23 protein-coding genes, 1 tRNA gene and 1 pseudogene are annotated in these 23,266 nt (G+C 64.9%); 15 read left to right on the top strand and 10 right to left on the bottom strand.

Going from position 1 to position 23,266, the window contains the following annotated elements; genetic code table 11:
• Positions 1 to 75: 75 nt before the first annotated feature.
• Complete coding sequence (gene trpA / locus XI05_RS35165) at positions 76 to 912, bottom strand: tryptophan synthase subunit alpha (protein ID WP_271510383.1); 837 nt, start codon at positions 910 to 912, stop codon at positions 76 to 78.
• A 72-nt stretch (positions 913 to 984) separates the two neighbouring features.
• Here trpA and XI05_RS35160 point away from each other — a divergent pair, with 72 nt between their 5' ends.
• Positions 985 to 1,329 carry an endonuclease domain-containing protein gene (locus XI05_RS35160; RefSeq protein ID WP_271510382.1) on the top strand — a complete coding sequence of 115 codons (345 nt, stop codon included), beginning with the start codon at positions 985 to 987 and terminating at the stop codon, positions 1,327 to 1,329.
• A 79-nt stretch (positions 1,330 to 1,408) separates the two neighbouring features.
• On the opposite strand, the gene trpB is transcribed toward XI05_RS35160, so the two are convergent.
• The 8 genes from trpB to aroA form a co-directional block, all read right to left on the bottom strand.
• Positions 1,409 to 2,626, bottom strand: a complete 1,218-nt coding sequence (gene trpB, locus XI05_RS35155; protein WP_271510381.1) for a tryptophan synthase subunit beta — start codon at positions 2,624 to 2,626, stop codon at positions 1,409 to 1,411.
• On the bottom strand, positions 2,623 to 3,294 hold the full coding sequence (locus tag XI05_RS35150; protein WP_271510380.1) for a phosphoribosylanthranilate isomerase: 672 nt from the start codon (positions 3,292 to 3,294) through the stop codon (positions 2,623 to 2,625). The genes trpB and XI05_RS35150 overlap by 4 nt, the downstream gene beginning before the upstream one ends.
• Before the next feature lie 68 nt (positions 3,295 to 3,362).
• Positions 3,363 to 3,755: a lipopolysaccharide assembly protein LapA domain-containing protein gene (locus tag XI05_RS35145; RefSeq protein ID WP_271510379.1), complete on the bottom strand. Its 393-nt coding sequence runs from the start codon at positions 3,753 to 3,755 to the stop codon at positions 3,363 to 3,365.
• An 82-nt stretch (positions 3,756 to 3,837) separates the two neighbouring features.
• Complete coding sequence (locus XI05_RS35140) at positions 3,838 to 4,143, bottom strand: integration host factor subunit beta (protein ID WP_124162406.1); 306 nt, start codon at positions 4,141 to 4,143, stop codon at positions 3,838 to 3,840.
• A 172-nt stretch (positions 4,144 to 4,315) separates the two neighbouring features.
• Complete coding sequence (gene sppA / locus XI05_RS35135) at positions 4,316 to 5,296, bottom strand: signal peptide peptidase SppA (RefSeq protein ID WP_271510378.1); 981 nt, start codon at positions 5,294 to 5,296, stop codon at positions 4,316 to 4,318.
• Between the two features lie 250 nt (positions 5,297 to 5,546).
• Positions 5,547 to 7,253 (bottom strand): 30S ribosomal protein S1, encoded by a 1,707-nt coding sequence (gene rpsA, locus XI05_RS35130; protein ID WP_172788603.1) that lies wholly within the window; start codon positions 7,251 to 7,253, stop codon positions 5,547 to 5,549.
• Positions 7,254 to 7,520: 267 nt separating this feature from the next.
• Positions 7,521 to 8,159 (bottom strand): (d)CMP kinase, encoded by a 639-nt coding sequence (gene cmk, locus XI05_RS35125; protein ID WP_172788604.1) that lies wholly within the window; start codon positions 8,157 to 8,159, stop codon positions 7,521 to 7,523.
• The gene (gene aroA / locus XI05_RS35120) at positions 8,156 to 9,493 is read right to left on the bottom strand and encodes a 3-phosphoshikimate 1-carboxyvinyltransferase (RefSeq protein ID WP_271510377.1); all 1,338 of its coding nucleotides are present in this window, start codon (positions 9,491 to 9,493) and stop codon (positions 8,156 to 8,158) included. Before aroA ends, cmk begins: the two co-directional genes overlap by 4 nt.
• A gap of 158 nt (positions 9,494 to 9,651) precedes the next feature.
• On the opposite strand from aroA, the gene XI05_RS35115 reads away from it, so the two are divergent.
• The 3 genes and pseudogenes from XI05_RS35115 to XI05_RS35105 all read left to right on the top strand — a co-directional run.
• Positions 9,652 to 10,059, top strand: a complete 408-nt coding sequence (locus tag XI05_RS35115) for a TIGR02300 family protein (RefSeq protein ID WP_172788606.1) — start codon at positions 9,652 to 9,654, stop codon at positions 10,057 to 10,059.
• Positions 10,060 to 10,154: 95 nt separating this feature from the next.
• Positions 10,155 to 10,230, top strand: a tRNA-Ala gene (locus tag XI05_RS35110).
• Between the two features lie 158 nt (positions 10,231 to 10,388).
• Positions 10,389 to 10,623 (top strand): annotated as a pseudogene (locus XI05_RS35105) (GIY-YIG nuclease family protein); the annotation flags it as partial.
• Positions 10,624 to 10,629: 6 nt separating this feature from the next.
• Here the strand turns inward: XI05_RS35105 and XI05_RS35100 are convergent.
• Positions 10,630 to 11,088 carry a MarR family winged helix-turn-helix transcriptional regulator gene (locus XI05_RS35100; RefSeq protein WP_271510376.1) on the bottom strand — a complete coding sequence of 153 codons (459 nt, stop codon included), beginning with the start codon at positions 11,086 to 11,088 and terminating at the stop codon, positions 10,630 to 10,632.
• Between the two features lie 155 nt (positions 11,089 to 11,243).
• Between XI05_RS35100 and XI05_RS35095 the strand changes: the two genes are divergently transcribed.
• The 11 genes from XI05_RS35095 (at position 11,244) to XI05_RS35045 (ending at position 23,162) form a co-directional block, all read left to right on the top strand.
• Positions 11,244 to 11,669: an organic hydroperoxide resistance protein gene (locus XI05_RS35095; protein ID WP_271510375.1), complete on the top strand. Its 426-nt coding sequence runs from the start codon at positions 11,244 to 11,246 to the stop codon at positions 11,667 to 11,669.
• A gap of 177 nt (positions 11,670 to 11,846) precedes the next feature.
• Positions 11,847 to 13,052 carry a CaiB/BaiF CoA transferase family protein gene (locus XI05_RS35090; RefSeq protein WP_271510374.1) on the top strand — a complete coding sequence of 402 codons (1,206 nt, stop codon included), beginning with the start codon at positions 11,847 to 11,849 and terminating at the stop codon, positions 13,050 to 13,052.
• 219 nt (positions 13,053 to 13,271) lie between these two features.
• On the top strand, positions 13,272 to 14,588 hold the full coding sequence (gene ugpB / locus XI05_RS35085) for a sn-glycerol-3-phosphate ABC transporter substrate-binding protein UgpB (protein ID WP_172788608.1): 1,317 nt from the start codon (positions 13,272 to 13,274) through the stop codon (positions 14,586 to 14,588).
• A 48-nt stretch (positions 14,589 to 14,636) separates the two neighbouring features.
• Complete coding sequence (gene ugpA / locus XI05_RS35080; protein ID WP_271510373.1) at positions 14,637 to 15,518, top strand: sn-glycerol-3-phosphate ABC transporter permease UgpA; 882 nt, start codon at positions 14,637 to 14,639, stop codon at positions 15,516 to 15,518.
• Positions 15,518 to 16,366 (top strand): sn-glycerol-3-phosphate ABC transporter permease UgpE, encoded by an 849-nt coding sequence (gene ugpE, locus XI05_RS35075; protein ID WP_271510372.1) that lies wholly within the window; start codon positions 15,518 to 15,520, stop codon positions 16,364 to 16,366. The genes ugpA and ugpE overlap by 1 nt, the downstream gene beginning before the upstream one ends.
• Before the next feature lie 6 nt (positions 16,367 to 16,372).
• A complete protein-coding gene (locus XI05_RS35070) occupies positions 16,373 to 17,461 on the top strand; it encodes a sn-glycerol-3-phosphate import ATP-binding protein UgpC (protein ID WP_271510371.1) in 1,089 nt (362 codons plus the stop codon).
• A gap of 297 nt (positions 17,462 to 17,758) precedes the next feature.
• The gene (locus XI05_RS35065) at positions 17,759 to 18,184 is read left to right on the top strand and encodes an Hsp20 family protein (RefSeq protein WP_024338612.1); all 426 of its coding nucleotides are present in this window, start codon (positions 17,759 to 17,761) and stop codon (positions 18,182 to 18,184) included.
• A gap of 50 nt (positions 18,185 to 18,234) precedes the next feature.
• Positions 18,235 to 18,507, top strand: a complete 273-nt coding sequence (locus tag XI05_RS35060) for a DUF1150 family protein (RefSeq protein ID WP_018645064.1) — start codon at positions 18,235 to 18,237, stop codon at positions 18,505 to 18,507.
• Between the two features lie 379 nt (positions 18,508 to 18,886).
• A complete protein-coding gene (locus tag XI05_RS35055) occupies positions 18,887 to 19,549 on the top strand; it encodes a TetR/AcrR family transcriptional regulator (RefSeq protein ID WP_271510370.1) in 663 nt (220 codons plus the stop codon).
• Positions 19,546 to 22,233 carry a molybdopterin-dependent oxidoreductase gene (locus XI05_RS35050; protein WP_271510369.1) on the top strand — a complete coding sequence of 896 codons (2,688 nt, stop codon included), beginning with the start codon at positions 19,546 to 19,548 and terminating at the stop codon, positions 22,231 to 22,233. The genes XI05_RS35055 and XI05_RS35050 overlap by 4 nt, the downstream gene beginning before the upstream one ends.
• Positions 22,230 to 23,162, top strand: a complete 933-nt coding sequence (locus XI05_RS35045) for an FAD binding domain-containing protein (protein WP_271510368.1) — start codon at positions 22,230 to 22,232, stop codon at positions 23,160 to 23,162. The genes XI05_RS35050 and XI05_RS35045 overlap by 4 nt, the downstream gene beginning before the upstream one ends.
• The last annotated feature ends 104 nt before the right edge of the window (positions 23,163 to 23,266 follow it).

Raw genomic sequence — 23,266 nt, 5'->3', positions numbered from 1 at the left:
CCTGAAGGATATATGGCGGCCGGGCATCTGCCCGGCAAGCCGCCGTGTCGCCCGCTTGGGCAGCGGAATTATGGCCTATTCCGCCGCCTGCTGTGCGCCCTTGACGCCCTGGGCCAGGGCGGCCGTCAGTTCGGCGACGGCGTTAACGGTTTTGGCGGTCGCCCGCCCGTCGGCATCGAGGCTGTTCTTGAGCGCATCGACCAGCGCGGTGCCGACCACCGAACCATCCGCCTTCTCGGCAATGGCGCGCGCTGCCTCCGGCGTGCGGATGCCGAAACCGACGCAGATCGGCAGCCTGGTATGCCGCTTGATGCGCGCGACAGCTTCGCCGACCGCATTGGCGTCCGCCGCCGCTGCACCGGTGATGCCGGCGATCGAGACGTAATAGACAAAGCCTGATGTGTTCGCGAGCACCGCGGGCAGGCGCTTGTCGTCGGTGGTCGGGGTCGCCAGGCGAATGAAGTTCAGCCCCGCCTTCAGCGCGGGAATGCAGAGCTCGTCGTCTTCCTCCGGCGGCAGATCGACGATGATCAGGCCGTCGACGCCGGCCGTCTTGGCATCGGCCAGAAACTTGTCGACGCCGTAGATGTAGATCGGATTGTAATAGCCCATCAGCACCAGCGGCGTGACATTGTCGTCCTTGCGGAAGTCGCGCACCAGCTCCAGCGTCTTCTTCAAGGTCATGCCGACCTTGAGCGCACGCAGGCCTGCAGCCTGGATCGAGGGACCATCCGCCATCGGATCGGTGAAGGGAATGCCGAGTTCGATGACGTCGGCGCCGGACTTCGGCAGCGCCTTGACGATCTCGAGCGAGGTCGCGGGGTCGGGATCGCCGGCCATCACATAGGTGACAAAGGCCGCGCGGCCTTGGCTTTTCAGATCGGCGAAACGGGTGTCGATACGCGTGGTCATAGTGCGGCGGCCGCTGTGCTATACCTCTCCCCACCGGGGAGAGGTCGGCTGCGAAGCAGCCGGGTGAGGGGGATGGAGCGATTCAAGTCGAGAGCGCGACGGCTCCGCGAGTCACAGACGAGCGCGGAAGCAAAGCTTTGGCAGGCGCTGCGCAACCGGCAGCTCGCCCGCTGGAAGTTCCGCCGCCAGCACCCGATCGACCGGTTTGTGGTCGATTTCGTGACGCTGGACGGTAAGCTCATCATTGAAGTTGACGGCGTCACGCATTCCAGCACGTCCCAGATCGAACGTGACGAAGCCAGGACCAAGGTGCTCGAATCCTGTGGTTTCCTGGTCTTGCGCGTTTCGAACACCGATGTGTACGAGAATCTCGAGGGCGTCCTGGAGCTTATCGAGACCTCACTGAGGTTCGAGTAAGCGGAGAGGCCCCTCACCCGGCTGCTTCGCAGCCGACCTCTCCCCGACGGGGAGAGGTGAAGAGAGTGCGACACACTCCTCACTTGCTCTTGCCCCTCAGGATGTCGCCGACCTGCGGGACGTCCTTGTCGCCGCGGCCGGAGAGATTGACGACCATCAGGTGATCCCTGGGCCGCTTCGGCGCGAGCTCCATCACCTTGGCAATGGCATGCGCGGGCTCGAGTGCGGGGATGATGCCTTCGAGCTTGGACAGCAGCTGGAACGCGGCGAGCGCCTCGTCGTCGGTTGCGGAGAGATAATTCACGCGGCCGACCTCGTGCAGCCAGGAATGCTCGGGACCGATGCCGGGATAATCGAGGCCGGCCGAGATCGAATGCGCGTCCTGGATCTGGCCGTCGGCGTCCATCAAGAGATAGGTGCGGTTGCCGTGGAGAACTCCGGGACGGCCGCCCGCGATCGAGGCGGCATGCAGCTGGGTGAGGCCATGGCCGGCAGCTTCGACGCCGAAGATTTCGACCGTGGGATCGTCGAGGAACGGATGGAACAGGCCCATCGCGTTGGAGCCGCCGCCGATGCAGGCGACCAGCGAATCCGGCAGGCGCCCCTCGATCTCCTGCATCTGCGCCTTGGTCTCGTCGCCGATGACCGACTGGAAATCGCGCACGAGCGTCGGATAGGGATGCGGGCCCGCCACCGTGCCGATGCAATAGAACGTGTTGTGCACGTTGGTGACCCAGTCGCGCAGCGCCTCGTTCATGGCGTCCTTGAGCGTGCGCGTGCCCGACTGCACCGGCATCACCTTCGCGCCCAGCATCTCCATGCGGATGACGTTGGGCTGCTGCCGCTCGACGTCGACGGCGCCCATATAGACCACGCATTCGAGGCCGAAGCGCGCGCACAGCGTCGCGGTGGCGACGCCGTGCTGGCCCGCGCCGGTCTCGGCGATGATGCGCTTCTTGCCCATGCGTCGTGCCAGCATGATCTGGCCGAGCACGTTGTTCACCTTGTGCGAGCCGGTGTGGTTGAGCTCTTCACGCTTGAGGTAGATCTTGGCGCCGCCGAGATGTGAGGTGAGGCGCTCGGCGAAATAGAGCGGCGAGGGCCGGCCGACATAGTTCTTGAGATAGCCGTTCATCTCGGCCTGAAACGCCGGATCGGCCTTGGCCGCGGTGTAGGCCTTCTCCAGATCGAGGATCAGCGGCATCAGCGTTTCGGCGACGAAGCGTCCGCCGAAAATGCCGAAATGGCCGCGCTCGTCCGGGCCGCTGCGGTAGGAGTTTGGCTTGGCGATGTTCATCGGACGCTCAACTCTTGACTTGCATCTTTGCTTGCGCGCGCGGCGCGGATGAAGGCCTTGATCATCTCCGGGTCTTTCACGCCGGGGGCGCTCTCGACACCGGAGGACACGTCGACGCCGCCGGCGCGGGTGACGCGAAGGGCCTCAGTGAGATTGTCGGCGTGCAGCCCGCCCGAGACCATGTAGGGCAGTTTCAGATCGAGATTTTCGAGCAGGTGCCAGTCGAAGGGTTCCCCGAGACCGCCGGGCCGCGTCGCATCCTTCGGCGCGCGCGCGTCGAACAGGATGCGATCGGCGATGGCGGCGTAACCGGGCAGGACCGCGAGATCGGCTGAGGTCGCGACCGGCACCGCCTTCATGACCGGGCGGCCGAAGCGGTGCTTGATGTCGCGCAGCCGCGCGACGCTCTCCTTGCCGTGAAGCTGGAAAATGTCCGGCGACAGCGCATCCATGATGTTGTCGAGCGTTGCGTCATCGGCATCGACCGTGAGCGCCACCTTGAGCGCACGCCGCTGCACCTGACGGCCGAGATCGCGGCCGAGCTCCAGGGACAGGTGCCGCGGCGACGGCGGGAAGAACACGAACCCGACCATGTCGGCGCCGGCGCCGAGCGCCGTTTCGAGCGTCTCGGGCGTGGACAGGCCGCAGATCTTGACGAGCAGGGACATGGTCTCAAAGCAGGTGAAGGCCGCGGGGTCCGCGGCCGGAAAACGGGGCTTTTCGGTCGGGGCCGCTTCTACAACGTCGCGCGCTGCTTGTCTCGCCCGACGGGCCCGTACAGGCCCATCCCGGAGGGAACGGGAAGGCGCTGGGACGCCGGCTTCGCCGCGGTCCCCTGGGCCCGCAGATCGGCCAGTTCGGCCCTGGCAATCCGGGCCTCCGCATCATTCCGGCGCGCCGCGCGCCGCCAGCGCCGCTGGCCGAACCAGACGGCGGAGCCGCCCGCGACGACGCCCAGGGCCGCCGCCAGGATCAGCAGCAGGAACAGCGGCAGGGTGATCGACAGCGACGGATCGTCGGAAATGAAGGGGTCGAAGGAGACGGTGACGAAATGCCGGTTGGCGACGGCGAACGCCACCAGGATCAGGCCCAGCGGAATCACGATCAGCGCGGTCAGGAACTTTCGCATCTCGCTTCGCTCGCCTTGAATCAAGCTTGCGGCCGCATCCTGTGCGACCGCGAAAAACCCTCAAGCGCGCTCACATCGCGCTTCAGTCTGCGCCGCCGGGATCCGGATGGTCGCGGTTCAGCCGCTCGCGCATTTCCTTGCCGGTCTTGAAGAACGGAACGCTCTTCTGATCGACGGGCACATGGGCGCCGGTGCGTGGATTGCGCCCTGCGCGCGCAGGGCGATGCTTGACCGAGAAGGCACCGAAGCCGCGCAGCTCGACGCGATCACCGCGTGCAAGCGCCGCTACGATCTCTTCGAGAATCGCATTCACAATGTTCTCGACATCCCGCTGGTACAGATGCGGGTTGTGCTCGGCGATACGCTGAACAAGTTCGGATTTGATCATCGAGAGATAGGACCCGGAAGCATGCGGATGACCATTTCCGTGAAAATACCGTGATCTGTCAAGACGCTAAATCAAGGTTGGGCGTCGTGAAAATACGTGACAAATGCCGAAAAAGCAGGCTGCGCCGGCACGCGTCAGACGGGAAAAAGCTCTGGAACTCGCCTGCCGACGGTCAGTTGGACGCAGCCGGCTGCCACAAGGCCAGCATTCCATCCATTCCGAGCCGATCCACCGCCTGTGCGACGCCGGTTTGCCCGATCTGGTGCGCGATCGAGCCCAAACCGAGCGCTTCCAGCGTCAATGCGGCCGCGGTCTTCAGGAACGGCAGGTCGCCGAAGCGCGGCTGGAGCTTGTAATCGCGCACGGGAAGCCCCTTCTTGACGCCCTTCTGCTCGACCAGCCAGGTCACGGCCGTCTTCTCGTCGCCGATCTGGTCGATCAGCTTGAGATCGATCGCTTGGCGCCCGGTGAAGACGCGGCCGTCGGCAACTTTTTCGAGCTGCGTGTCATCCATGCCACGCCGGTCCTTCACCATTCCCTTGAACCAGGCATAGGAATCCTTCACCAGCGCATCGAGCGCGGCGCGCGCCTCGGGACTGGTCGGCTCAAAACCGTTGGGCGCGGCCTTCAGCGGCGAGGACTTCACCTCCTCGACCTTGACGCCGATGGTCTTCAGGAGCTCGGTGACGTTGGGGTACTGGAACAGCACGCCGATCGACCCGACCAGCGAGCTCTGTTGAGCGACGATGTGGTCGCTTGCAATCGCCGTGATGTAGCCTCCGGAGGCAGCCAGGCCCTCCACCACCACGACCAGCGGCTTTTTCGCCTTGAGACGGACGAGCGAGTCATAGAGCTGCTCGGAGCCGGCCGTGGTGCCGCCCGGCGAGTTGATGTGAACGATGACGGCGGCGGCCTGCGAGTTCTCGAGCCGCTCCAGCGCCTGCGTGCGATCGGAATCGCTGCGGATCAATCCCTCGATATGGACGCGTGCGATCGAGCCGGCGGATGCGAAGGTGCCGCGTGCACCGGGTGTCGCGATCAGCGCGAAGCTTGCAATCGCCGCGATCGCGATCAGCGCCGCGATGACGCGCCAGAACGTCAGCTTGCGGCGAATCCTGCGGCGATCGACGATGATGTCCGAATCGAGCGACATCGGAATATCTCCAAATGAAAGATCAGGCGCGTTGTGCCGTCACGGCGTGACCATCGGCTTATCTGGATACATCAATTGCGGCGCAATTTGAAGAAAACAAGGCCTGGCCGGTAGGAGGCCGCCACACATCCGGTGTCGTCCCCGCGAAGGCGGGGACGCTTCGCGCGCCCCGGGACGACAGTCGAGTATGCCACAACAAAAAAGCCCCGGCTCGCGCCGGGGCCTTGATGCAGCAAAACGGACGTTTCGCTTACTTGCTGTCGCGGTTCTTGAGCGCGGTGCCGAGGATGTCGCCGAGCGTCGCACCCGAATCCGAGGAGCCGTACTGCGCGATGGCTTCCTTTTCTTCGGCGACTTCGAGCGCCTTGATCGACACCTGGACCTTGCGGGCCTTCTTGTCGAACTGGATCACGCGGGCATCGACCTTCTCACCGACGGCGAAGCGTTCGGCGCGCTGGTCGTTGCGGTCACGGGCGAGCTCGGAGCGCTTGATGAAGGTGGTGAAGTCGGTACCGGCGATCTTCACCTCGATACCGCTCTCCTTCACTTCGAGCACTTCGCAGGTCACGACCGCGCCCTTCTTGACATCGCCCGGCTCGGCGAAGGGGTCGCCTTCGAGCTGCTTGATGCCGAGCGAGATGCGCTCCTTCTCGACGTCCACATCGAGCACCACGGCCTTCACCATGTCGCCCTTCTTGTAGTTGTCGATCACCTGCTCGCCCGGAAGCTTCCAGTCGAGATCGGAGAGGTGGACCATGCCGTCGACGTCGCCCTCGAGACCCAGGAACAGACCGAACTCGGTCTTGTTCTTGACCTCGCCCTCGACCACCGAACCGGTCGGGTGCTTCTCGACGAAGACCTCCCAGGGGTTGCGCATGGTCTGCTTGAGGCCGAGCGAGATGCGGCGCTTGACGGAATCGACTTCCAGCACCTGCACGTCGACTTCCTGCGAGGTCGACACGATCTTGCCGGGGTGCATGTTCTTCTTGGTCCACGACATCTCGGAGACGTGGATCAGGCCTTCGATGCCCGGCTCGAGCTCGACGAACGCACCGTAATCGGTGATGTTGGTGACGCGGCCGGTGAAGCGGGCACCCAGCGGGTACTTGGCTTCGATGCCCTGCCACGGATCATCCAGCAGCTGCTTCATGCCCAGCGAGATGCGGTGCGTCTCGTGGTTGATCTTGATGATCTTGACCTTCACGGTCTGGCCGATCGAGAGCACCTCGGTCGGATGGTTGACGCGGCGCCACGCGATGTCGGTGACGTGCAGGAGGCCGTCAATGCCGCCGAGGTCGACGAACGCACCGTAGTCGGTGATGTTCTTGACCACGCCGTCGATGACCTGACCCTCTTCGAGGTTCTGCACCAGCTCCTGGCGCTGCTCGGCGCGGGTCTCTTCCAGCACCGTGCGGCGGGACACCACGATGTTGCCGCGGCGTCGGTCCATCTTGAGGATCTGGAACGGCTGCGAGTTGTTCATCAGCGGCGCAACGTCGCGGATCGGACGGATGTCGACCTGCGAGCGCGGCAGGAAGGCCACGGCACCGTCGAGGTCGACGGTGAAGCCGCCCTTGACCTGGTTGAAGATGACGCCGTTGACCTTCTCGTTGTTCTGGAACGCCTTCTCCAGCTTGCCCCAGCTCTCTTCGCGGCGCGCCTTGTCGCGCGACAGCACGGCTTCGCCGAGGGCGTTCTCGATGCGATCGAGGAACACTTCCACCTCGTCGCCGACCTTGAGGTCGCTGTCACGGCCGGGGCCGGAAAATTCGCGCAGCGCAACGCGGCCCTCGGTCTTCAGGCCGACGTCGATGACGGCCATGTCCTTTTCAATTGCAACCACCTTGCCCTTGACGACGGAGCTTTCCTGCAGGTTGCCGCCTGCGAAGGACTCGTCGAGCATCGCGGCGAAATCGTCGCGCGACGGGCTATAGGTATCAGCAGAAGTCGAAGCCATTTGTTCTCCAGTTGCGGATGTCTTGCCGGCCGTTGGGTTCATGGGCGCATCGCGCGCGCAGTGTCGGAAGGTCCGCAAGACCTTCGAGCGACCGCTCGTTGCCCCGGCCTGATGACCAGAACAGCGGAAGCGGGCCGGCTGAGGCCCGCGCGTTCGATACGTTGAAAGCTTTGTCCGGAACCTGGATCGCGCCGGTCCCGAAACCGGGACGAAGCGTATCGACCTCAAAGAGCGGGAGCGGGCACTTCCTCCAATGACGGCGGCGGCTTAACCCCGCGACCGGCCCGCTCGGACAGCCTCGATAATGTCGATGGCGGCCCGGACGCCGCCTTCTATATCCAGTTGGGAGTTATCTAGCAAGTAAGCATCCGGGGCCGGTTTTAAAGGCGCAATCGGCCGGTTCTTGTCGCGTTCGTCGCGCTGGAGGATGTCGGCGAGCACGGCCGCCTCGTCCGCATCCTCGCCCCGCGCCCTGGCCTCCATGGTGCGGCGGCGGGCGCGGACCTTGGGGTCGGCGACGACGAAGATCTTCACGTCGGCATGGGGGCAGATCACGGTTCCAATATCGCGGCCATCGAGCACGGCGCCCGGCGGATCGGCGGCGAATTGACGCTGGAAATTGACCAGAACCTCGCGAACCCGAGGGATTGCCGAGACGATCGAGGCGCCCTCGCCGGCCTTCTGGGTCTTCAGCGCAGGATTGCCGAACTTTTCGGGATCGAGCTCCAATGCGGCCTGCACCGCAGCCGCCTCGTCGTTGAGATCGTGCCCTGACTGCATCAGGGCATAGGCCACCGCACGATAGATCACGCCGGTATCGAGATGACGATAGCCGTAATGGTGGGCGAGACGCTTGCCGAGCGTCCCCTTGCCCGAGGCCGCGGGCCCGTCGATGGCGATGATCATGAGAACTCGGCCCCTAACGAACGCATCATCGGAATGAAATCCGGAAAGCTGGTGGCGATGAAGGCGGTGTCGTCGACGGTCACGGGCTGATCGGAGGCGCAGCCCATCACCAGCGCGGACATCGCGATGCGATGGTCCATGTGGGTGGCGACGGTGCCGCCGCCCGGGACGTGGCCGCGGCCCTCGACGATCAGATCGTCGCCGGAGACCTCGACCTTGACACCGTTGACGCGGAGCATGGCGGCGGTCGCCTCCAGGCGATCGGATTCCTTGACGCGCAGCTCCTGCAGGCCGCGCATGATCGTGGTGCCTTCGGCGAACGACGCCGCCACCGCCAGCACCAGATATTCGTCGATCATCGACGGCGCGCGCTCCGGCGGCACCTCGACGCCGCGCAGTTTCGAGGCGCGCACGCGCAATTGCGCCATCGGCTCGCCGGCATCGCCCCGCACTTCGCTCTCCTCGATGGAAGCGCCCATTTCGCGCAGCGTGGTGAACAGGCCGGTGCGCAGCGGATTGGTCATGACATCGGACAGCACGACATCTGAGCCCTCGACGATCAGCGCCGCGACGATCGGGAAGGCGGCCGACGAGGGATCCGCGGGCACCACGACATTGGCGCCGTGCAACTCGGGCTGGCCGACCAGCGTGATGCGGCGGCCGTGCTGGCCTTCCCGGACCGAGGTGATGTCGGCACCGAAATGCCTCAGCATCAGCTCGGTGTGGTCGCGGCTGGCCTCGGCCTCGATCACCGTGGTGGTGCCGGGTGCAGCCAGGCCCGCCAGCAGCACGGCCGATTTGATCTGGGCCGAGGCGACCGGGGTCTTGTAGGTGATCGGCAGCGGATCGCGCGCGCCCTGGAGGGTCAGCGGCAGGCGCCCGCCCTCGCTGCCCGCGGTGACCTTGGCACCCATCTTTTCCAATGGATCGAGGATCCGGCGCATGGGACGGCTGCGCAGCGAGGCATCGCCGTCGAACACCGCCGAAATCGGGCAGCCGGCGACGGCGCCCATGACCAGCCGGCAGCCGGTGCCGGAATTGCCGAAATCCAGCGGCGCCTTGGGCTGGGCGAAACCTCCGACCCCGACGCCGTTGACCCTCCAGGCGAAATCGCCGGTGCGCTCGACCCTGGCACCCAGCGCCTGCATCGATTTGGCGGTGTTGAGGACGTCCTCGCCCTCGAGCAGGCCTGAAATCCTGGTCGCGCCGACCGCGAGCGCGCCCAGGATCAGGGCGCGGTGGGAGATCGACTTGTCGCCGGGCACCCGTACTTTCCCGGTCAGGGGACCGCTGGCGCGAGACTGGAGCGGCCTCGGTTGGTCGGAATGAGTCAAGATTGTGTCCTTGAATAGGCCCGATGGGCTGGCGCGCAGGTATCACATGGTCCACGCCCCGTCACGGGCATGTCGTTCTCCCGTAATGCGCTATTGACAGCGGGCCGCCAACTAGCCAAGTGAAGCACCGCTTTTCAGACATTCCCAGGATTCCTGCCGTGGCCAAGTCCGAACTCGGAACCAAACGTATTTGCCCGACCACGGGCAAGAAGTTCTATGACCTCAACAAGAATCCGGTGATCTCGCCCTATACCGGCGAAGTGGTGCCGATCGCCCCGGTCGCTCCTGCGCGCGCGCCCCGTGGGGCCGAGGCCCGCAACATGGCACAGGACAACGCGCCGGAGCCGGCAGAGGCCGAGGAATTGGTCTCGCTCGAGGAGGCCGATGCCGAGGAGAACACCGGCAAGGTCAAGGCCGTCGTGCCCGAATCGGAAGACGATATCGAGGTCGACGAGACCCTCGACGACGATGATGACGACGATTCGACCTTCATTGCCGACGAGGAAGAGGGCGATGAGGACGTGACCGACATCATTGGTGATGTCGGAGGTGATGAAGAGACTTGAGATCAGCCCTGATCTGTGAAAAAGGGTGCACCGCGCGAGTCGGAAGGGCTCGCCGGTCCGGGGTGATCGACCAGGTTCACCCCGTCTGAGGTTAAGGGGCCATAGCTCAGCTGGGAGAGCGCTTGCATGGCATGCAAGAGGTCGGCGGTTCGATCCCGCCTGGCTCCACCAGCCTTCGCTCGCTTCGCGAGCTACGGCTCGGCAAGCCAGCCCCGCTCCATCGTAGCGAAGTGAGCGAAGGCTGCCGCGGCGTAGCCCGAAGGGCGAAGCCGGGCTCCATCAGATAGAAGGCGGGTGTAAGCTCCCCCTCGACGACTGGGGAGTGTGCCGTGAAATACGTCTACATTCTTGAGAGACTCGATTCCCTTTCACTTTTATGTCGGGATCACCGACGACCTGCGAACCAGACTGGCAAAGCACAATGCTGGCGAGGTGCCCCACATCTCGAAATACGGGCCTTGGCGTCTCAAGACTTACGTCGCATTCAGCAACGAGAAGCAGGCCGTCGCATTCGAGAAGTACTTGAAGTCAGCGTGCGGTCGCGCCTTCGCCAAAAAGCGGCTCTTACCCCTACTCCCCAATCACCGCATTCAGCCGGTCCCTCAGCGCGACGATCTCGTCCTTCATCGCGACAAGTTTCGACACCGAGCAGTCCGACGCCGCCAGGATCGATTGCGGCACGCTGCGGGCCTTCTCTTTCAACGCATGGCCCTGCGCCGTCAGGGCGATCAGGACCTGGCGCTCGTCCTCGCGCGAACGGGTGCGCTTGACGAGATGGGCGGCCTCGAGCCGCTTGAGCAGCGGCGTCAACGTGCCCGAATCCAGGAACAGCTTGTCGCCGATGTCCTTGACCGGCACGTCGTCGCGCTCCCACAGCACCAGCATGACCAGATATTGCGGATAGGTCAGGCCGAGCCGATCGAGCAGCGGCTTGTAGACGCGGTTGAAGGCGTGCGTGGCGGAATAGACCGCAAAGCAGATCTGGTTGTCGAGGCGAAGCGGGTCGACCGCCGTTGATTTCCGGGCCATGACGAATCTCGTGCGTTTCTCCCATTCTGGGCCCGGCCGGCGGCACATTCAATTGCGAACAATTAAATGTGAGACACGCAGATTTAGATTGCGCGCAATCTAATTGCCTGCGATAAAGCTGGCACCCCAACCTGGAAAGACCCGAGGAGACGAAAATGTCCGTGAACGTCCTCTACAAGACCAGCGCCAAGGCCACCGGCGGCCGCGACGGCCATGCTGCGACCCTCGACGGCGCGCTCGACGTCAAGCTCACCACGCCGAAGGAGCTCGGCGGCGGCGGCGGCGCCGGCAACAATCCCGAGCAGCTGTTCGCGGCCGGCTATGCCGCCTGCTTCATCGGCGCGATGAAGTTCGTGGCTTCGCAGGGCGGCCCGAAGGTTCCGGGCGACGCCTCCGTCACCTCGACCGTCGGCATCGGCCCGCGCTCGGAAGGCGGCTTCGGCCTCGACATCGATCTTGCCGTCTCGCTGCCGGGCCTTGCCCGCGCGGAGGCCGAGGCGCTGGTCGCCAAGGCCCACCAGGTGTGCCCGTACTCCAATGCCACGCGCGGCAATGTCGACGTTCGCCTGACGGTCGTCTGATCGGCAGCTTGGATTGGCTGGCCCGGGATCCCCCTCGGGCCGGCCGCTTCCGACCGAATTTGCCACGCCGCGGCATGGCTGGCGGCCACGCATGCGGCCCTACGCGAGGGCCCATTGCTGGCGCAAACAAACCTCGCTAGTCCTGTGCTCGAACGTCGACACAGGAGAAGCGAAGGCATGAGTTCTGTAGCCGCAACGGGTGCCATGAGCGGACTGCGCGTCATCGATCTCACGCGTGTGCTCGGCGGTCCCTACTGCACCCAGATCCTCGCCGACCACGGCGCCGACGTGATCAAGGTCGAGCCGCCCGCGGGCGACGAGGTGCGCGAATGGGGCCCTCCGTTCCACGAGGAGGATGCGGCCTATTTCGTCGGCATCAACCGCAACAAGCGCTCGATCGGCCTCGACCTCGCCTCCGAAGGCGGGCGTGTCGTGCTGCTGAAGATGCTGGAAACGGCCGACGTCCTGATCGAGAATTTCAAGCCGGGCACGCTGGAGAAATGGGGCATCGGCAACGACGTCCTCGGCAAGAAACTTCCGCGCCTCGTGCATTGCCGGATCTGCGGCTTCGGCGCTGACGGCCCGCGCGGCGGCAACCCAGGCTATGACGCCATCATCCAGGCCATGACCGGCATGATCGCGGCGACCGGCTCGCCCGAGAGCGGGCCGATGCGGATCGGCGTGCCGCTGGTCGACATCACCACCGGACTTTATGCGGCGATCGGCATCCTGATGGCGCTGTCGGAGCGGCAACGTTCGGGCAAGGGCCAGTTCCTGGAGACCACGTTGTACGAGACCGGCCTTGCCATCATGCATCCGCACACCGCGAATTATTTCATGCATGGCAAGCCGCCGAGCCTCACCGGCAACGAGCATCCGAACCTCGTGCCTTACGCGATCTTCCCGACCAAGACCGACAACATCTTCATCGGCGTCGGCAATGACGGCACCTTCCGCAAGCTCGCCAAGGAGATCGGCAAGCCCGAGCTCGGCACTGATCCGCGCTTTGCCCGCAACAAGGACCGCATCGCCAATCGCGAGGCGCTGCGCGCCGAGCTGGCCGCCGTGTTCAGCCAGCACGAGGCCGAGCCGCTGTGTAATCGCCTGCTCGCGGCCGGCTTGCCCGCTGGCCCCGTGCAGAAGATCGACCAGGCGCTGACCAACCCGCACACGATCGCGCGTGGCGATATCATCGAGAAGGACTGGTACAAGGGCGTCGCCTCGCCGATCCGGCTCGACCGCAGCAAGCCCAGCCTGCGCCGCGTGCCGCCGAAATTCAGCCAGCACGCGGCCGAGGTGCTGGGCGAGTTCGGCTACTCCAAGGCCGAGATCGACGCGATGGTCGAAAAAGGCACGGTCTGCGGTCCCGAGCGGAAACGCTAGGGGCCTCACCTCTTCACATCATCCAATGCCGCACTGCGGCGCGCGCACGCATGTGCAGCGCGAATGGCGTTGGCTGACCGCTCCGTGTTCGCCTATTTGACGACTTCCCATTTGGCGGCGCTTGCTGCTTTCGTTTCTCCCGCTTACACAGTCATGTGAACGTCATATGGCGCTGCTAGCGCAAGCGCTTCTTAGTGACGGGCAAGGGAGGTTTTCTTGATGGCTCTTCGACATTTTGGCGCGGCTGCGGCTGTCGCGCTCACGGTTGGTCTCGGCGCCTCGCCGGCACTTGCCGTGACCGAAATCCAGTGGTGGCACGCGATGACCGGCGCCAACAACGACGTCATCGTCAAGCTCGCCAACGACTTCAACGCCACGCAGAGCGACTACAAGGTGATCCCGACCTACAAGGGCAACTACGCCGATACGATGAACGCCGGCATCGCCGCGTTCCGCGCCGGCAACGCGCCGCACATCATGCAGGTGTTCGAGGTCGGCACCGCCACCATGATGGCCGCGACCGGCGCCGTGAAGCCGGTCTACAAGCTGATGGCCGAGACCGGCGAGAAGTTCGATCCGAAGGCCTATCTGCCCGCGATCACCGGCTACTACTCGACCTCGAAGGGCGAGATGCTGTCCTTCCCCTTCAACTCGTCTTCGACCGTGATGTGGGTCAACCTCGACGAGCTGAAGAAGGCCAATGTCGAGATCCCGAAGACCTGGCCTGACGTGTTCGACGCCGCCAAGAAGCTGAAGGCGGCCGGCCATGCCACCTGCGGCTTCTCCAACTCCTGGGTCACCTGGGTCAATCTCGAGCAGCTGTCCGCCTGGCACAACGTGCCGCTGTCGACCAAGGCCAACGGCCTCGACGGCTTCGACACCGTGCTCTCCTTCAACGGGCCGCTCCAGGTCAAGCATCTCGAGAACCTGGTCGAGCTTCAGAAGGACAAGACCTACGACTATGCTGGTCGCACCAATACCGGCGAAGGCCGCTTCACGTCGGGCGAATGCCCGCTCTACCTGACCTCGTCGGCGTTCTTCGGCAACGTCAAGGCGCAGGCCAAGTTCGCCTTCACCGCGGTGCCGATGCCCTATTATCCGGACGCCAAGGGCGCGCCGCAGAACTCGATCATCGGCGGCGCCTCGCTCTGGGTGATGGGCGGCAAGCCGGCGGACGACTACAAGGGCGTCGCGAAGTTCCTGACCTTCCTCTCGGACACCGATCGCCAGGTCTACATCCACAAGGCCTCCGGCTATCTGCCGATCACCAAGGCGGCCTATGAGAAGGCCAAGGCCGAGGGCTTCTACAAGGACCAGCCCTATCTCGAGACGCCGCTGCTCGAGCTGACCAACAAGGAGCCGACCGAGAATTCGCGCGGCCTGCGCCTCGGCAACATGGTGCAGCTCCGTGACGTCTGGGCGGAGGAGATCGAGCAGGCGCTGGCGGGGAAGAAGACCGCCAAGCAGGCGCTGGACGCCGCCGTCGAGCGCGGCAACACCATGCTGCGCCAGTTCGAAAAGACCGCCGTGAAGTAAGGCGACCAGCGGCAGGCCGTCACCGGCCTGCCGCTTCTCTGGGGCATCATGCAAAAGCAAGCCATTTTCCAGTCGAAGCTGTTGCCCTATGCGCTGGTTGCGCCGCAGCTCGCGATCGTCCTGATTTTCTTCTACTGGCCGGCCTTGCAGGCTGTGATCCAGTCCTTCCTGCTCCAGGACGCCTTCGGCCTGTCGACCAGCTTCGTCTGGTTCGACAATTATCTCGAGCTGTTCAGGGAGCGCGCCTATTTCGAGGCGATCCTGCGCACCTTCTTCTTCTCGTTCGCGATCGCGGTGTCGTCGCTGTCGTTCGCGCTGCTGCTCGCCGTGATGGCGGACAAGCCGCTGCGCGGTGTGATGCTCTACCGCACGCTGCTGATCTGGCCCTATGCGGTGGCGCCGCCCGTCGTCGGCGTGCTCTGGATCTTCATGCTGCATCCCTCGCTCGGCGTGCTCTCGCGGTACCTGCGGACGCTGGGCATCGACTGGAATCCGCTGCTCGACGGCGACCAGGCCGCATCGCTGATCATCCTAGCCGCCGCCTGGAAGCAGATCTCCTACAACTTCCTGTTCTTCCTCGCCGGCCTGCAGAGCATCCCTAGAAGCGTGCTCGAGGCCGCCGCGATCGACGGCGCGCGCCCGATGCGCCGGTTCTGGACCGTGACCTTCCCGCTGCTGTCACCGACCATCTTCTTCCTCCTGGTCGTCAACATCGTCTACGCCTTCTTCGACACGTTCGGCATCATCGACACCATGACGCGCGGCGGTCCGGGCAAGTCGACGGAGACGCTGGTCTACAAGGTCTATACCGACGGCCTGCTCGGCGGAAACCTCGGCAGCTCCGCGGCGCAATCCGTGATCCTGATGATCATGGTGATCGTGCTGACGGGCATCCAGTTCCGCTTCGTCGAACGCAAGGTGACCTACTGATGGTCGAGGAAGAAGGCTTCCGGCGCTACATTGCCCATATCATCCTCTGGATCGGGATCGCGATCGTCGCCTTCCCGGTCTATCTCGCCTTCATGGCGTCGACCCAGGACAACGCGGTGATCGCCAACGGGCAGATGTCGCTGCTGCCCGGCGGTCATTTCTTCGAGACCTACTACAAGACCATCTTCGTCGGCACGAGCGGCTCGACGCGCGAGCCGGTCGGCAACATGATGCTGAACTCGCTGGTGATGGCGCTCTTGATCGCGGTCGGCAAGATCGCGATCTCGATCATCTCGGCCTATGCGATCGTGTACTTCCGCTTCCCGTTCCGGATGCCGATCTTCTGGCTCATCTTCATCACGTTGATGCTGCCGGTCGAGGTCCGCATCTATCCGACCTACAAGATCGTCGCCGACCTGCACATGCTCGACAGCTATGCCGGCCTGTCGCTGCCGCTGATCGCATCGGCCACCGCGACGCTGCTGTTCCGCCAGTTCTTCATGACCGTGCCGGACGAGCTGTTGGAAGCCTCGCGCATCGACGGCGCCGGCCCCTTCCGCTTCTTCTGGGATACGCTCTTGCCGCTGTCGCGCACCAACATGGCGGCGCTGTTCGTGATCCTGTTCATCCTCGGCTGGAATCAATATCTCTGGCCGCTCTTGATCACCACGCGCGACGACATGCAGACCATCCAGATCGGCATCCGCAAGATGATCACCACCACCGACGCGCTGACCGAATGGCCGATCGTGATGGCAACCGCCGTGCTGGCCATGCTGCCGCCGGTGTTCGTCGTCGTCGCCATGCAGAAATTGTTCGTGCGCGGCCTGGTCGAGACGGAGAAGTAGAGACTTATGGCCAACGTCACCCTGCGCAGCGTCCGCAAGACCTATCCCGGCGGCTTCGAGGCCATCAAGGGCGTCGACGTCGATGTCGGCGACGGCCAATTCTGCGTGCTGGTCGGACCAAGCGGCTGCGGCAAGTCCACGCTGCTGCGCATGGTCGCGGGGCTGGAGACGGTCACCGGCGGCGAGATCGACATCGGCGGCCGCATCGTCAACCAGATCGAACCCGCCGACCGCGACATCGCGATGGTGTTCCAGAACTATGCGCTCTATCCGCATATGAGCGTCTACAACAACATGGCCTATGGCCTGCGCAACCGCGGCATGGCCGAGGCCGAGATCAAGACCCGCGTCGAGGAAGCCGCGCGCGTGCTCGAGCTCTCCGCCATGCTGGAGCGCAAGCCGCGCCAGCTCTCCGGCGGCCAGCGCCAGCGCGTCGCCATGGGCCGCGCCATCGTGCGCCAGCCGAAGGTGTTTTTGTTCGACGAGCCGCTCTCCAACCTCGACGCAAAACTGCGCATCGCGATGCGCGTCGAGATCCGCAAATTGCAGCGCCGCCTCAACACGACGTCGATCTACGTCACCCATGACCAGCTCGAGGCGATGACGCTCGCCGACATCCTCGTCGTGATGAACGGCGGCCAGGTCGAGCAGGTCGGCAATCCGCTGGCGATCTACGAGAAGCCGGCGACGACCTTCGTCGCCTCCTTCATCGGCGCGCCGCCGATGAACCTGATGTCGACGCGGCCCGAGGAGATCCGGTCGCAGCTCGCCGGCAGCACTGCTGCCGATGCCGGCATCCTGGGCATCCGCCCGGAGGACTTCGTCATTACCGACGAGACGCCGGCCGGCGGCGTCGCCTTGCCGCTCACCGTGGAGGCGATCGAGCGCGTCGGCGCCGAAACCTTCGTCTACGGCTCCCGCGAGCAGGAGGACCAGCGCGTCGCCGCCACGCCCGGCGAGCTGCCGCCCGGCGAGGTCATCGTCCGCATTCCCGGAACCGAGGCCCCCGCCATCGGCCAGAAGATCCGGGTCGCGGCGGTGCGCCAAAAGCTGCACCTGTTCAACGGCGACGGGCGGAAGCGGATCGAGGCCTGACGGGTTCCGGCGCCTGCTCTATAAAAAAAGCGCGAAAACAACCCCATGCACCGTAGAAGGAGGTCTGTTTTCATTGGGATAAATCGTCCCGGAGATTCGCCTGTCTTCGCTTCACGGGGCGATGACGAATTGTAAGCATTTTGTGCGATGGCAGAGCAGGTGGGCGGCAGAAGTGGCCATCCACAGCCCTCCGCTACGTCCTTGAACCCACAAGCGGATATGCCCATATTGCTGACCAAGGGGCGCCTTGATCGGGCCCTGATGCACCAAAGTCGCTTCGAGAGGGCTTTGTAAACTATGTCTCGTGTTCCAACGCTCTCCAGTCCCTTCCTGCTGGGCTTCGACGAGATCGAGCGCGTGCTCGATCGGGTCGTCAAAGGCGCCGACGGTTATCCTCCCTACAATATCGAGAGGTGCGACCGCACGGACGGCCAGCCCGAGCGTTTGCGCATCACGCTGGCGGTCGCCGGATTTACACGCGACCAACTCGATGTAACCATTGAGGAAAACCAGCTCGTGATCCGCGGGCGGCAGCAGGACGACAAGACCCGGCAATACATCCATCGCGGCATCGCCGCGCGCCACTTCCAGCGCACCTTCGTGCTGGCGGAGGGGATGCTGGTGCTGGGTGCGGATCTGAAGAACGGGCTGTTGTCGATCGATCTGGCCCGGCCTGAACCGGAGCGGATCGTTAAGACAATCGCTATCAATGAGCACGAATAATGGAACGAGTAGCGGACTCGACCGCTTAGTGTTCCAGAGGAGTCGAGACCATGAGTGAAGGTCACGTTGCGTTCGAATACGAAGCCAAGAACGTCTCTCCGGAGACGCTGGCAACCCTGGGCGAAGGCCATATCGCCTATGTGAAGCAGATCCGTTCCGAGGACGTGCCGGACCTGTTCCCCGAGGCGCCCAAGATCGCGCCTGGCCTCAAGCTGTTCGCCCTCCATGCCGCCGACGGCACGCCGATCATGCTGACCGACAGCCGCGAAGCCGCGGTCGCCAACGCCTGGAGCAACGAGCTGCAAGCGGTGAGCGTGCACTAAAGCACGCGCGTCGCACGAATAGGATTTCAAACGGGCATGCCTTCGCAAGAAGGCGTGCCCGTTTTCATTTGAGACGTGATGTCCCTGCCCGGGTGGGGGCACTGGCTATCGCATATGACTTGTGGCGGCGGTCTGCGCGCACGCCTCGTCCTTCGAGACGGCGCTGACACGCCTCCTCAGGATGAGGCTCATCAGCGTCAGTGCCCGTTGAAACTGCTGCCGCGCACCCCGCCCTCATCCTGAGGAGCCCGCCTCAGGCGGGCGTCTCGAAGGATGGCCGCAGGGAAAAACCCTCAATTGCGATAGCCCTGGGTGCGGGGCGTCCCTGGACTCTTGCGCGCACGAGAAACTCATCAACCCGTGATTTGACAGTTCCTGCATGTTTGTCAAATCTGACAAAATGCAGGCCAAGGCCCCTCCCCAGGACCGGATCCTCGACGCCGCCTTGCGCGTGTTCCGGCGCCACGGCTTCCGCCGCTCCTCGATCGAGCAGGCGGCTGAGGAAGCCGGACTGACGCGGCAGGCGCTCTATCATCACTTCGCCTCCAAGGAGGCGCTGTTTCGCGCCGTGCTCGAGCGGATCTACGAGCAGGGGCTCGCTGCCGAAATCGCGGCAGCGAAGGCGGCGGAAGAGGCGGGCCTCGAGCTTGCCGACATCCTGGTCGCCGAGATCGGTGCGCGATTGCAGTCGCTGCTCGCTTCGCTCAAGGACTCGCCGCATACCGAGGAGCTGTTTTCCGAGCACCTCGCGCAGGCGCGCGACCTCTACCAAAGCTATTCCGACCGCTTCGCCGACGAGATCGCAACCACGATCGCGCGGGTGTGCCGCAAGCGAAAGCTTAACCTCGAAAGCGGCGTCAGCGTGCGCGAGCTCGCGCGCTGCGTCGAGATGGCGATCCACGGCACCAAATCCGCTTTCCCCTCCATGCAGCCGGTCGACGCGTTCCTGAAACAGCTCGAGACCATGCTGCGCATGCTGATCGCCGGCGCGATGGCGCCGTCCGCAAAGAAGTCCCACCGCAAAACGGGAGTTCGAAAATGACCACCACGACCATCAATGGACGGCCTCTGGTGCTGCCGGACGATCCGGATGCGCTCTTGATCGACGTGATCCGCGATGGCGGCCTCACCGGCACCAAACTCGTCTGCGGCTCCGGCGTCTGCGGCGCCTGCACCGTGCTGCTCGACGGCACGCCGGTCGTGAGCTGCCTGCTGCCGGCGCAGGCGGCTGCCGGCAAATCGCTGACGACCATCGAGGGCGTCGGAGCAGCCGGATTGCATCCGGTGCAGAAGGCGTTCATGGCGCACGACGCCCTGCAATGCGGCTTCTGCACGCCCGGCTTTGTCGTCGAAGCCACCGCCTTCCATGACAGCTGGCGCGCGACCAAGGGCGCGGCGACACCCTCGCGCGAGGAGATCGCCGCCGCGCTCTCAGGACATCTCTGCCGCTGCGGCGCCTATGAAGGCATCTATCGCGCCCTCGCCGAAGCATGCTCGGGCCGCTTCGACGGCAACGATCCCATCGCGCCGCGGCTGGAAGCCCGCGACAAGGTGACGGGACTGGCCCGCTACACTGTCGACATCCACCATGACGGCCAGCTCGAAGGCGTCATCCTGCGCGCGCACGTCGCACATGCGAGGATCACCGGGCTTGATCTGGCGCCGGCGCGCGCCATCGCCGGTGTTGCCGCGGTCGTTCCGCTGCTCGAGGACGACAACATGGTTCGTTTCGTCGGCGCGCCGATTGCAGCCGTCGCGGCCAGGGACCGCCGCACCGCACTGAAGGCAATTGCCGCGATCAGCTTCAAGCCCGAGCCTTTGCCCGCGGTGATCGGGCTCGATGCAGCGCGACGCGACGATGCGCCGGTCGTGTTCGAAAAGAAGGACCGCAAGCGTGCCGGCAACGTGTCCGAGGGCGCCGGCGGCGCTCCGGTGTCGTGGAAGGGCAATGTGCGCGGGCCTTCGGCGCCGTTCTCGCAAAAAGCCAAGCAGGCCAAGAGCTGGCTCGACGAGGCGCGGCAGCAACGCAATCCGCTGCTGGTCGAGGAGACCTTTCGCGTCTCGACGCAACAGCACGCAAGCCTCGAACCACATGCCGCCGTGGCCAGGTTCGATGGCGATCAGCTCACCGTGCACATCTCGACCCAGGCCATTCACGAGAGCATGGAGAAGATCGCCAAGCGTTATGGCCTTCCGCACGACAAGCTGCGTGTGATCGCCGATCATGTCGGCGGTGGGTTCGGCTCCAAGGGCAGCGTCGGGCTGGAGACCATCGCCGCGATCGAGCTTGCGCGCGCCGCGAAGGCGCCGGTGCGTGTCGCCTTCGATCGTGAAGAGGAGCTTTCCGTCGCCGGCTATCGTCCGGCCGCCGAGCTGAAGCTGTCCTTGCTGCCTTCGGCGGAAGGCCGCCTCAAGGCGCTGTCGCTCACAGCCCATGCCGATACCGGCGCCGCCGTGAACTCGCTGATCGCGGGCCTGGCGCGGCTGATCTATCCGGCCGAAGCAAAGGAGCTCGTCGACTTCGACGTGCTCAGCAATTTGCCGCCCGGCGCGCCGTTCCGCGGCCCCGGCGGTCCGCCGATGTCGTTCGCGCTGGAACAGGCGGTCGACGAGGCGGCGCTGCGCATGAAGATCGATCCGATTCAGCTGCGCAAGCTCTGGGACCCCGATCCCAACCGCCAGCGATTGTACGACTGGGCTGCCGGCCTCGACGTCTGGAAGAACCGCAAGCCGGCCGCCTCGCAAACCGGCCGCTACCGGCGCGGCGTCGGCGTCGCCACCGGCTACTGGCTCTATCTCTGGCAGACCGGCTCCTCGGTCGAACTCGCGATCAAGGGCGGCCGCATCGTCGCAAGCTGCGCGGTACAGGATATCGGCACGGGAACGCGCAGCGTGATCGCGAACACCGTCGCGAAGGCGTTCGATCTCGAGCCGCAGGATGTGGACGTTCGCATCGGCCGCTCCAACCTGCCGCCCGGACCTGGCTCCGGCGGCAGCCGCGTCACCGCCTCGGTGGTGCCGCCGACCTTGCTCGCCATCGACAAGCTGAAAGCGGAAATCAAGCGCACCGCGTCTCGCACACCTGCTCCGGGCTCGAACGCGCCGTGGCGCGATATGATCGCGGCTTCCCCTGATATCGCCGTGTCGGCGAGACGCCAGGAGGACGGCAAGCCGCCGCCCGGCGTCAGGCCCGCGCTGCACGAGGCGGGCATCATGGGCCGGGTGTTCGGTTGGGTGCTGCGTCTGATGAACCACATGGTGGTCGGCGCCGGCGTGCCGAGCTCGGTGCAGGTGATGGAAGTCGAGGTCGATACCTGGCTCGGCCATGTGCGCGTGCTCAACGCCTATACGGGCCTTTCGATCGGCAAGCTCGCCGCGCCGACGCTGGCGCGAAGCCAGGCCGCAGGCGCGGTGATCCAGGGCATCGGCTACGCCCTCTATGAGTCGCGGGAGACCGATCCTTCGAGCGGCCACATCCTGAGCGGCAGCATGGAGGATTACCGCATTCCGGGGATTGCCGACATGCCGAAACTGGACGTGCATTTCGACGAGGCCGGTTTCGAGCATGTGCCGGGCGGCAGCGTCGGCATCGGCGAAGTCGCCACCGTGCCGACCTCGCCCGCGATCGCCAACGCCATCCGCGATGCGATCGGCGTGAGGCTGACCGAAATTCCGTTCCGGCCCGATCGTCTGGTGGCCGCGCTGAAAGGGAGGGATGCAGCATGAGTGTCGCTGTCATGACCGCCAAGCCCACTGCCACGCCCACGCCTGAATTCCGCGCCGGAGGCACCGACTTCAGCGAACGCCGTCGCAGCGGCGTGTCGCAGGGAACGCTGATCGATATCTCGGCCAGCGGCGACAAGACGATCACCTGGGACGCCGACGGAGCAGCCCGGATCGGCGCGCTGACCACCATCGCCACGATCGCGATCGACGCGCGCATCGCCGCTGCCTATCCCGGACTTGCGGCGAGCGCGCATGGGCTCGCCACGCCACAGGTGCGCCAGGTTGCAACGCTCGGCGGCAATCTCGCGCAGCGTTCGCGCTGCTGGTATTTCCGCCGGGCCGACATCGATTGCCTGAAGAAAGGCGGCAGCACCTGCCCTGCCCGGTCCGGCAATCATCTCTATGGCGTTGCCTTCGACCTCGGCGACTGCGTCGCGCCGCATCCCTCGACCATGGCGGCGGCTCTGCTCGCCTATGATGCGACCATCACCACGGACCGGCGCAGCGGATTGACGATTGCCGGCCTGCTCGGCGACGGCTCGGTCTCGCACGCCGATCATACACTCGCAGCAGGCGAGATGATCAAGAGCATTGCGCTTCCTGCTCCGCTCGAGGGCGAGCGCGCTTCCTACAAGCGCGCGATCAGCCGGACCTATGCGGAATGGCCGCTGGTGGAGCTCTGCGCCCGCGTCGTGATCTCCGGCGGCAAGTTCCAGCTCGTGCGTCTCGCTGCCGGCGGCGTCGCGCCCGTGCCGCTTCGCCTCACCGCGGTGGAAGTCCAGCTCAGTGGCAAGACTGCCAATGCGGCATCGATCGCAGAAGCGGCGAAAGCGGCGAGCTCGGGTGCCAAACCATTGCCGATGACGGCCTACAAGCTCGATCTTCTGCAAGGGCTGGTGCGCGACGTGCTGGAGCGGCTCTCGGACTAAAGCGGAATGGCTTTAGGTCGAATCGATTGCCGCGGCTCGTTCACCTCTCCCGCTCTTGTCCGCCGAAGCCTTGGCGAAGGCGGATGCGGTAGAGGTCGCGCGGT

This window comes from Bradyrhizobium sp. CCBAU 11357 (assembly GCF_028128865.1).
Lineage (GTDB): Bacteria > Pseudomonadota > Alphaproteobacteria > Rhizobiales > Xanthobacteraceae > Bradyrhizobium.
This window is presented reverse-complemented; position numbering and strand designations above follow the sequence as displayed.

Coding starts and splice junctions, on each gene's coding strand:
- XI05_RS35145 (WP_271510379.1), bottom strand. CDS start 3,755: ATGCGAAAGTTCCTGACCGCGCTGATCGTGATTCCGCTGGGCCTGATC.
- ugpE (WP_271510372.1), top strand. CDS start 15,518: ATGGTCGAGGAAGAAGGCTTCCGGCGCTACATTGCCCATATCATCCTC.
- rpsA (WP_172788603.1), bottom strand. CDS start 7,253: ATGGCTTCGACTTCTGCTGATACCTATAGCCCGTCGCGCGACGATTTC.
- XI05_RS35070 (WP_271510371.1), top strand. CDS start 16,373: ATGGCCAACGTCACCCTGCGCAGCGTCCGCAAGACCTATCCCGGCGGC.
- trpB (WP_271510381.1), bottom strand. CDS start 2,626: ATGAACATCGCCAAGCCAAACTCCTACCGCAGCGGCCCGGACGAGCGC.
- ugpB (WP_172788608.1), top strand. CDS start 13,272: ATGGCTCTTCGACATTTTGGCGCGGCTGCGGCTGTCGCGCTCACGGTT.
- XI05_RS35065 (WP_024338612.1), top strand. CDS start 17,759: ATGTCTCGTGTTCCAACGCTCTCCAGTCCCTTCCTGCTGGGCTTCGAC.
- XI05_RS35045 (WP_271510368.1), top strand. CDS start 22,230: ATGAGTGTCGCTGTCATGACCGCCAAGCCCACTGCCACGCCCACGCCT.
- sppA (WP_271510378.1), bottom strand. CDS start 5,296: ATGTCGCTCGATTCGGACATCATCGTCGATCGCCGCAGGATTCGCCGC.
- XI05_RS35055 (WP_271510370.1), top strand. CDS start 18,887: ATGTTTGTCAAATCTGACAAAATGCAGGCCAAGGCCCCTCCCCAGGAC.
- XI05_RS35060 (WP_018645064.1), top strand. CDS start 18,235: ATGAGTGAAGGTCACGTTGCGTTCGAATACGAAGCCAAGAACGTCTCT.
- XI05_RS35095 (WP_271510375.1), top strand. CDS start 11,244: ATGTCCGTGAACGTCCTCTACAAGACCAGCGCCAAGGCCACCGGCGGC.
- XI05_RS35050 (WP_271510369.1), top strand. CDS start 19,546: ATGACCACCACGACCATCAATGGACGGCCTCTGGTGCTGCCGGACGAT.
- XI05_RS35100 (WP_271510376.1), bottom strand. CDS start 11,088: ATGGCCCGGAAATCAACGGCGGTCGACCCGCTTCGCCTCGACAACCAG.
- ugpA (WP_271510373.1), top strand. CDS start 14,637: ATGCAAAAGCAAGCCATTTTCCAGTCGAAGCTGTTGCCCTATGCGCTG.
- XI05_RS35140 (WP_124162406.1), bottom strand. CDS start 4,143: ATGATCAAATCCGAACTTGTTCAGCGTATCGCCGAGCACAACCCGCAT.
- XI05_RS35090 (WP_271510374.1), top strand. CDS start 11,847: ATGAGTTCTGTAGCCGCAACGGGTGCCATGAGCGGACTGCGCGTCATC.
- cmk (WP_172788604.1), bottom strand. CDS start 8,159: ATGATCATCGCCATCGACGGGCCCGCGGCCTCGGGCAAGGGGACGCTC.
- XI05_RS35160 (WP_271510382.1), top strand. CDS start 985: ATGGAGCGATTCAAGTCGAGAGCGCGACGGCTCCGCGAGTCACAGACG.
- XI05_RS35150 (WP_271510380.1), bottom strand. CDS start 3,294: ATGTCCCTGCTCGTCAAGATCTGCGGCCTGTCCACGCCCGAGACGCTC.
- trpA (WP_271510383.1), bottom strand. CDS start 912: ATGACCACGCGTATCGACACCCGTTTCGCCGATCTGAAAAGCCAAGGC.